At 69.9% G+C, this 7,379-nt stretch carries 10 protein-coding genes; 4 read left to right on the top strand and 6 right to left on the bottom strand.

Going from position 1 to position 7,379, the window contains the following annotated elements:
• Window positions 1–152, bottom strand: a 152-nt coding sequence (locus RIF93_RS16870) for an NAD(P)H-dependent oxidoreductase (protein ID WP_309092614.1), incomplete at its 3' end; no start/stop codon positions are given.
• Between the two features lie 134 nt (window positions 153–286).
• Here RIF93_RS16870 and RIF93_RS16865 point away from each other — a divergent pair.
• Complete coding sequence (locus RIF93_RS16865; RefSeq protein ID WP_309092613.1) at window positions 287–1,219, top strand: LysR family transcriptional regulator; 933 nt, start codon at window positions 287–289, stop codon at window positions 1,217–1,219.
• A gap of 3 nt (window positions 1,220–1,222) precedes the next feature.
• On the opposite strand, the gene RIF93_RS16860 is transcribed toward RIF93_RS16865, so the two are convergent.
• The 4 genes from RIF93_RS16860 to RIF93_RS16845 all read right to left on the bottom strand — a co-directional run bounded on the left by RIF93_RS16860 (window position 1,223) and on the right by RIF93_RS16845 (window position 3,877).
• Window positions 1,223–2,053, bottom strand: coding sequence for a DUF6644 family protein (locus tag RIF93_RS16860; protein ID WP_309092612.1), 831 nt, complete (start codon window positions 2,051–2,053; stop codon window positions 1,223–1,225).
• The gene (locus RIF93_RS16855) at window positions 2,050–2,661 is read right to left on the bottom strand and encodes a DUF6644 family protein (protein WP_309092611.1); all 612 of its coding nucleotides are present in this window, start codon (window positions 2,659–2,661) and stop codon (window positions 2,050–2,052) included. Before RIF93_RS16855 ends, RIF93_RS16860 begins: the two co-directional genes overlap by 4 nt.
• 108 nt (window positions 2,662–2,769) lie before the next feature.
• The gene (locus tag RIF93_RS16850) at window positions 2,770–3,291 is read right to left on the bottom strand and encodes a CinA family protein (RefSeq protein WP_309092610.1); all 522 of its coding nucleotides are present in this window, start codon (window positions 3,289–3,291) and stop codon (window positions 2,770–2,772) included.
• Between the two features lie 4 nt (window positions 3,292–3,295).
• On the bottom strand, window positions 3,296–3,877 hold the full coding sequence (locus RIF93_RS16845) for a hemerythrin domain-containing protein (RefSeq protein ID WP_309092609.1): 582 nt from the start codon (window positions 3,875–3,877) through the stop codon (window positions 3,296–3,298).
• 113 nt (window positions 3,878–3,990) lie between these two features.
• Here RIF93_RS16845 and RIF93_RS16840 point away from each other — a divergent pair, with 113 nt between their 5' ends.
• Window positions 3,991–5,007, top strand: coding sequence for an FAD-dependent oxidoreductase (locus RIF93_RS16840; RefSeq protein WP_309092608.1), 1,017 nt, complete (start codon window positions 3,991–3,993; stop codon window positions 5,005–5,007).
• Window positions 5,004–6,173, top strand: coding sequence for an acyl-CoA dehydrogenase family protein (locus RIF93_RS16835; protein WP_309092607.1), 1,170 nt, complete (start codon window positions 5,004–5,006; stop codon window positions 6,171–6,173). Before RIF93_RS16840 ends, RIF93_RS16835 begins: the two co-directional genes overlap by 4 nt.
• Here RIF93_RS16835 and RIF93_RS16830 read toward each other — a convergent pair whose 3' ends face one another.
• Window positions 6,174–6,866 carry an energy transducer TonB gene (locus RIF93_RS16830; protein WP_309092606.1) on the bottom strand — a complete coding sequence of 231 codons (693 nt, stop codon included), beginning with the start codon at window positions 6,864–6,866 and terminating at the stop codon, window positions 6,174–6,176.
• A gap of 135 nt (window positions 6,867–7,001) precedes the next feature.
• Here RIF93_RS16830 and RIF93_RS16825 point away from each other — a divergent pair.
• Window positions 7,002–7,379 (top strand): transglycosylase SLT domain-containing protein (locus RIF93_RS16825; protein ID WP_309092605.1); only part of this gene is annotated, 378 nt, incomplete at its 3' end.

Raw genomic sequence — 7,379 nt, 5'->3', positions numbered from 1 at the left:
AGGTCCTGATCGAAATGCGGCAGGTCGCCGATCTCGATAATCTCGAACTTCAGTTGGGGCGTGAGCGCGGCGAGCGCCTGGGCGACCTTTCGGGTGGCCGAGTCCTTGCGGAGCGAGCCGACGATGACGGCGACGGAGCGGGCTTGCGACATGGGGGAGTCCTTTCGCGAGGTTTCCGAGCTCTCCCATCCGGAGCGCCTCGGGTTAGCGGAAGGTGGGCCCCAGCCGTGCTGTTGATAATCCAGCGACTTTGGATGACTGTGTTGCCCGAAAGGAAACAATCCTCATGGACCGCCTCGACGAGATCGCCGCCTTCGTGGCCGTGGCCGACGCCCGCAGCTTCACCCACGGCGCGCGCAAGCTGGACGTCTCCAGCGCCCAGGTGTCGAAGCTGGTCGCCCGGCTGGAGAACCGCCTGAAGGCGCGGCTGCTGAACCGTACGACGCGCGACGTGTCCCTGACCGACGTCGGCCGAGCCTACCTCGACCGCGCCCGCGAGCTGCTGGAGGGGTTCGAGGCTCTCGAGGGCTCCGTCCGCGACCAGTCGGGACCGTCCGGGCTGCTGAAGGTCTCGGCCCCGATGTCGTTCGGCGCGAACCAGCTGACGCCCGCGCTGCTCGACTTCGCCGCCATGTGCACGTCGGTTCAGCTGGACGTCGTCTTCAGCGACCGGATGGTCAATCTGGTGGAGGAAGGCTTCGACGTGGCCGTCCGCATCGGGCACCTGTCCGACTCGTCACTGGTGGCGCGCAAGCTCGCGGCGGTCCGCATGGTGACCTGCGCCTCTCCCGAGTACCTCGCCCGTGTGGGGACGCCCACCGACCTTGCGGCCTTGTCCAACCTGGAGGCGATCCTCGACACCAACGCCCGCGACCCCACCGTCTGGCGCTTCCTGCACAATGGCGAGCCGCACGACGTGCGCGTGCACGGCCGGCTGCGGTTCGCCGGCGCCGACGCCTGCGTGGCGGCCGCCCGGGCCGGCTTCGGCGTCACCCGCAGCCCCGCCTTCGCGGCCGCCGAAGACCTCCGGGCCGGCCGCCTCGTGCCGCTGTTCTGCCACTACGAGCCCGAGCTGATCCACGTGCACGCGGTCTACCCGCACGCGCGCCACCTGGCGGCGAAGGTTCGCGGCTTCGTCGACTTCCTCGCCGAGCGTTACGCGGGCGAGCCCGAATGGCATCAGGGCTGGGGCAGCAAGCACCCCGCCATGGCGGGTTAGGCTCTACGCGAACGCGATCCAGCGCCCCGCAGCGGCCGTCGTCACCCACACCAGAATGGCGGCATAGGCCGTGGCCTTGGTGAAGGCCCCGCCGTGCTGGCCCCGTCCCGCCGAGATCAGCTGCACCGCCGCAGCGCCCAGGATCCACGCCGCAAAGATGGCGAAGAAGACCTTGTTGGCCGGGTCCAGCCGCGTGAAGTCGTCCGGCTTGATCACGAAGTGCGTGGTCACGAACTGGATGGCGATCAGGGCCGCCATGCCGGCCGCATAGACGATGCGCGTCAGGCCGCGGGTGACGAACAGCACGATCAGCGCTGCCGCGGTCACCACGTGCCACAGGCCGGGGTTCACCAGCTTGGATACGCCGAAGACGTAGAGCGACAGGGCCCAGAACACGAAGCCGATCAGCGCCGTCACCCGTACTGCCGCGCCGGCGCGCCCATCGGCCCGCGCCAGCGGCAGGCTAACGCCGTAGGTCAGGATTAGGGCGGCGGCCAGGCCCAGCATCTTCGCCGTGAATGCCTCGGACGTGTAGAGCCGGTCGGGGTTGGATGCGCCGATCAGCAGCCCGGTGATCAGGATGCCGATCACGCCCACGTTCAGCCACGGCAGCACGTCCCGGCGCACCTCGGACGGGCTCTGTTCGGAAAGCCCGAAGCCGATCAGGCGCAGGTTGAGCAGGATGCTCGCCCCGCCCAGCATGATCATCGACAGGAGGTGGGCCACTTCCCAGTGCGCGAAGTAGGGCTTCACGGCCGCGCCCGGCCACACGTCGTCCAGCGTGCCCACCCAGGGGGCGATGGCCGGGAGGAAGTCCTGTGGGGCGAGGCTCATTGCGGCAGCTCCTCGATGTCGATGGCGCCGCGCTCGGACGCCGCGCACTCCTGCGCGGCGTTGGCCCAGCGGGGCAGGGGCTTGCCGCACTCGAACCAGTCGTAGGCGATGAAGCGGCCGGTGGTGATCACTGCGATCCAGGCCAGGATCGACACGGCGGCGGACAGACGCGCCTTCGCCGGCGGTTTGGCCAGGGTGTCCCAGTCATGCCGGTTCCGCTGCACGCGCCAGTGGAAGACGACGATGTTGATCAGGGCGATCGCCAGGAAGATCAGCTTCAGGCGGAACCACAGATTGTGGTAATAAAGCAGAGGCTTGGCGTAGAAGAGCGCCAGGCCGGTCGCGACCATCAGGACGAAGCCGAACACCGTCAGCGGCAGCACGCGGTCGCTGATCGTCGAGACCGGCGTCCGCTTGAAGGCCAGGCCCAACAGCCGCAGGTCCACCAGGAAGATGGTGCCCGCGAACAGCATCAGCGACAGGACGTGGGTGCCTTCCAAGAGGCCCCAGAAGTTCAGCGAGGAGGCCAGCGCCTCGCTCCAGGACATGGCGTATTCGTCCGTGCCCTTGCCCAGCTCGGTGGCGAGCCAGACCAGAAAGTCGCGCAACACTCGGCGTCCCCCTACAGCATACCGGTCTTTCTAGCGAAGACCTGCATCCCGTGCATTGCGGATTTGCTGCGGGTTGGCAATACGCCGCAGGCGCTTGGGCGGCGTTCAGACCGCGTCGGCGGCGGGGATCAGCTTCTCGCGCAGCATCTCCAGGGCCGTCTTCAGGGCTCGCAGCCGCACCTCGGCCCGGCCGACGTCGCCGAACGTCTCCTTCCGGTGGGCGGTGGGGCTGCCGTGCCGGGCGCAGGCGAAATGGACCAGGCCGGCCGGTTGCCCTGGACCGCCCTCGGCGAAGCCGGTGATCGAGACGGCGAGGTCGGCCTTGGAATGGGCGATGGCGCCTTCGGCCATGGCCCGCGCGCACCGCTCGCTGACGGCGCCGTCATTGTCGAGCACGCCTTGCGGCACGCCCAGCATCTCGTGCTTGGCTTCATGGGTATAGACGACGAAGCCGCGTTCGAAGGCGTGCGACAGGCCGGGCAGGTCCGTGAGCAGCGAGGCCAGCAACCCGCCGGTGCAGCTCTCCGCGGTGGCCAGCTTCAGATGCCGGTCGCACGCCTCGCGGAGCACCTGCTCCGCGAGGCGGTCGATGTCTTTCGATACGGCGGGATCGAGCGCTTCCGCCATGCGGTCAGTGGGCCGTCCCGCCGCCCATCTTGGCCATCAGCTCTTCCTTGCGGACCTTGAGCTGCTCGCCGACGGCCTTCAGGTCCATGTCGGTCTTCCGGACCTCGGGGAAGTATTCCTTCTCCTCCTCCTCGACGTGGTGCTCGATCATCTCCTTCAGGACGGTGACCTTCGCGTCGTAGTAGGGATCCTCAGGCTTCATCTTCTGCAGCTGGGCCATCAGGTCCTTGGCCGAGGCATGTTCGACCTCCGCCTCGTTGACCATCTCCTCTTCCTTCACGTGCGGACGCGAGGCGGGATAGAAGATCTCCTCCTCGATCTGCGTGTGGACGGCCAACTCCATGTAGATCTGCTGGAATATCGCCTGCTTCTGGGCCGGATCCTCCTTGGCCTTCTCGTACTGCTTGAACAGCTTCTCGACGGCCCGGTGGTCCTGCATCAGCAGGCGGGTCGCGGGGTCGCTCTTCGGCGTGGTCGAGGTCTTCTTCGCGGTCGACTTGCTCTTGCTCGACGCCGACTTGGCGGACGACGAGCGGCTCGACGACGACTTGCTCTTCTTGGATTCGGTCTGGGTCCCGGCAGCCATGGGGGTCTCCGTGGTCGAGAGGGCGGGGGGGCCTTTGTTGAACCCCTGCCGCGAAACGCGGTTCCGGACAGCGTGGCCTTGATTTTCGAAGGCGCTGCGGGTCGTTAGGGGGCATGAGCGGGCAGGTCACGGTGACGATCGCGGGCGCGGGCGCCCTGGGCCTGGCCTCGGCCCTGGCGCTGGCCGACGCCGGGGCGCGCGTCACCGTCTGCGATCCGGCCGAACCCGGCGCCAACGCCTCGGGCGTCGCCGCCGGCATGATCGCCCCGGCCTTCGAAGCGGTGTTGGACCCCGCCGCGCGGCCGCACATCGAGGTCCTGCTGGCCGCCCGCGACCTCTGGGCGGAGCTCGCCCAGCGCGCCGACATCGCCCTCCGCCGCGACGGGGCCATGGCCGTGGGCGAGGACGCTTGGCTGGATACCGTCGAGGCGGGGTTCCGGGACCTCGGTCTCCACGCCGCCGAGCTGCCGACCGCCGCCGCCCAGGCGCTGGCGCCCGGCCTCGCCGAGCGCCCCCGGGCGCTCCTCACCCGCGAGGACTGGCGCCTGGACGCCGCCCAGGCCCTGGCCCGCCTTCGCGCGGCGGCGGAGGCCGCCGGCGTCGCCTTTCGCCGAGAGGCCGTGCGCGACCGCGGCGACGCCGACGTGCTCGTCGTCGCGACCGGGGCGGCCCAGGCGCCGCTCGCGCCCGAGCTTTCGATCCTGCAGCCGATCAAGGGCCACATCCTGCGCCTGCCGGCGCCCTGGGCCGCGGGCGTCACCGTCCGGGGGCAGGGCGCCTACGCCGTGCCGAGCGACGGCGTGATCACCGTCGGCGCCACCATGGAGGCCGGCGTCGCCGATCCGGCGGTCGACCCGGCCAAGGCGGCGCCGCTGCGCGAGGCCGCCGCGCGGCTTTTCCCCGACCTCGCCGATGCGCCGTTCGAGCTCTCCGCCGGCGTGCGAGCCGCCACGCCCGACGGCCTGCCGATCGTGGGATTCGGGACCGAGGCTGGCGTGATCCTGGCGACCGGCGCGCGCCGCAACGGCTGGCTCCTGGCGCCGCTCGTCGCCAAGGTGGTGACCGCCTGCGCCCTGGGGCGCGAGCCCGGGCCGTACGCCGCCCGCTTCAACCCGAGGCGCTTTGCATGAACGGCTTCTGGTTCACCGACGAGCAGCAGGCGATCCGCGAGGGCGTCCTGGCCCTCTGCGCCCGCTTCGACGCCGCCTACTGGCGTCGCACCGACGAGACCGGCGACTTCCCCGAGGCCTTCGTCGGGGCGATGGCGCAGGCCGGCTGGCTGGGCGCCGCCATGCCGGTGGAGCTGGGCGGCTCGGGCCTGGGCCTGACCGAAGCCGCCATCGCCATGCAGGCCGTCGCCGAGAGCGGCGCGGGCTTCTCGGGCGCCAGCGCCCTGCACCTCAACATCTTCGGCCCCATGCCGCTCGCCAGATTCGGCACGGAAGAGCAGAAGCGGCGGCTGATCCCCCGCCTGATCTCGGGCGAGGACCGCATGTGCTTCGGCGTTACCGAGCCCGACGCCGGCCTCGACACCACCAGCCTGACCACCCGCGCCACCCGGACGAACGACGGCTATGTCATCCGCGGCCGCAAGATGTGGACCACCATGGCCCAGCGCGCGACCAAGATGCTGATCGTCGCCCGCACGACGCCCAAGACCGAGGTGAAGAAGCCCACCGACGGCATCAGCCTGTTCTACGTCGACTTCGACCGCGAGAAGATCCAGGCCACGCCGATCCCGAAGATGGGCCGCAAGGCGGTGGAATCGAACGCCGTCTTCATCGACGACCTGCACGTGCCGGCCGACGCCCTCGTCGGCGAGGAAGGCCGCGGCTTCTACTACCTGCTGGAAGGCCTGAACCCCGAGCGGGTGCTGATCGCCGCCGAAGCCGTGGGGCTGGGCCGCGCTGCGCTCGCTCGCGCCGCCGGCTACGCGAAGGAACGCGTCGTGTTCGGCCGGCCGATTGGCCAGAACCAGGGCGTGGCCCACCCGCTCGCCCGCTCCTGGGCCGAGCTCGAGGCGGCGAACCTGATGGCGTTCAAGGCCGCGGCCCTTCACGACGCCGGGCGCGAGTGCGGCGCCGAGGCCAACGCCGCCAAGTACCTCGCTGGCGAGGCCGGCTTCCGCGCCTGCGAGGCCGCCGTCCTCGCCCACGGCGGCATGGGCTACGCCAAGGAATTCGACGTCGAGCGCTACCTGCGCGAGGCGATGATCCCCCGCATCGCGCCCATCAGCCGCGAGATGATCCTCAACTACATCGCCGAGCGCGTCCTGGGCCTTCCCAAGAGCTACTAGCTAGCCCTCCGGCAGGTTGAAGCGGATCGGGATGTTCACCTGGCCGCCTTCCACGGCCCGACCGTCAACCGTCTTCGGACTCATCCGGAAGTAGCGGGCGAGCTTCAGGGCCGCGGGTCCGAAACCCGCCCCAGCCGGCGTCTCCGACAGCACGCGGCAGGCGGTGACCGAGCCCTGGGCGGTCACGCTGCACGAGATGGTGGCCGCGCCCTCCACCTCCTTTCGCACCGCCGCGTCGGGATAGTAGCGGGCCAGGTCCTCGCCGTCGGGCCGGCGCAGCCACGTCGGGTTGCGGATGATCGGGTCGGCGGCCGGCTGGGTGATCTGCGGCGGGTCGACCTTCAGCTCGGCGACCGGGCCGATCGGCGGCGGCGTGATCTGTTTCGGCGGATCGAGGGGCAGGGGCTCGACGTAAACCTGGGTGGGGTTCACTGGCGTATGCGGCGTGATCGTCTTCGGCGGATCTTCCAGCGGCTTGGGCGGCGGCTTCGGCTTCTCGAGGGTCACGAAGCCGCCGTTGACCGGCGGCGGATCGTAGGGCTCCACCTGGGGCGGGGCGAACTGCATCATCGCCAAGTAGGCCGCGATCCCCGCGTGGGCCGCCAGTGAGAGAGCGACCACCGCGGTCTTGGTCGGCGACAGCCGCCGACCCTTCCACGTAAAGCCGGAGGAGAGGGAAGCCTGGGCGTTCATCGGAGACTCCGGGGTTACACACGTAAGATATTACATGTGTGGTCCCGAAGTTCCTGGGCGTCAAGAGATGCAGGTGCGGCGTTCCGTCCGATATGGTTAGCGCCGCATTAACCATGCCGGCCCACCTTCGGACCCATGGCCATCCAGGGGATTCGCGGGGTCGTCGAGGCTGCGATCGATCGCGCCTCCAAGGCGACCGGCGTCGACTTCAGCTTCCTGATGAAGACCGCGGGCCGCGAGAGCGGCCTGAACCCGACGGCGCGGGCCTCCACGTCCTCGGCCGCCGGCCTCTTCCAGTTCGTCGAGCAGACCTGGCTGCAGACGCTGAAGACCCACGGCTCGAAGTACGGCTACGCCCGCTACGCCGAGCTGATCACCCAGGGCTCCGACGGTCGTTACCGGGTGAATGGCGCCGAGGCCCGGCGCGCGGTGATGGACCTGCGCCTCGACCCGCACGCCGCCTCGCTTATGGCCGGCGAGCTCGCCTCGGACCACGCCGCCTATCTGAAGGGC

Origin of the sequence: Phenylobacterium sp., assembly GCF_031181185.1 — a bacterium.
Classification (GTDB): Bacteria; Pseudomonadota; Alphaproteobacteria; order Caulobacterales; family Caulobacteraceae; genus Phenylobacterium.
This window is presented reverse-complemented; position numbering and strand designations above follow the sequence as displayed.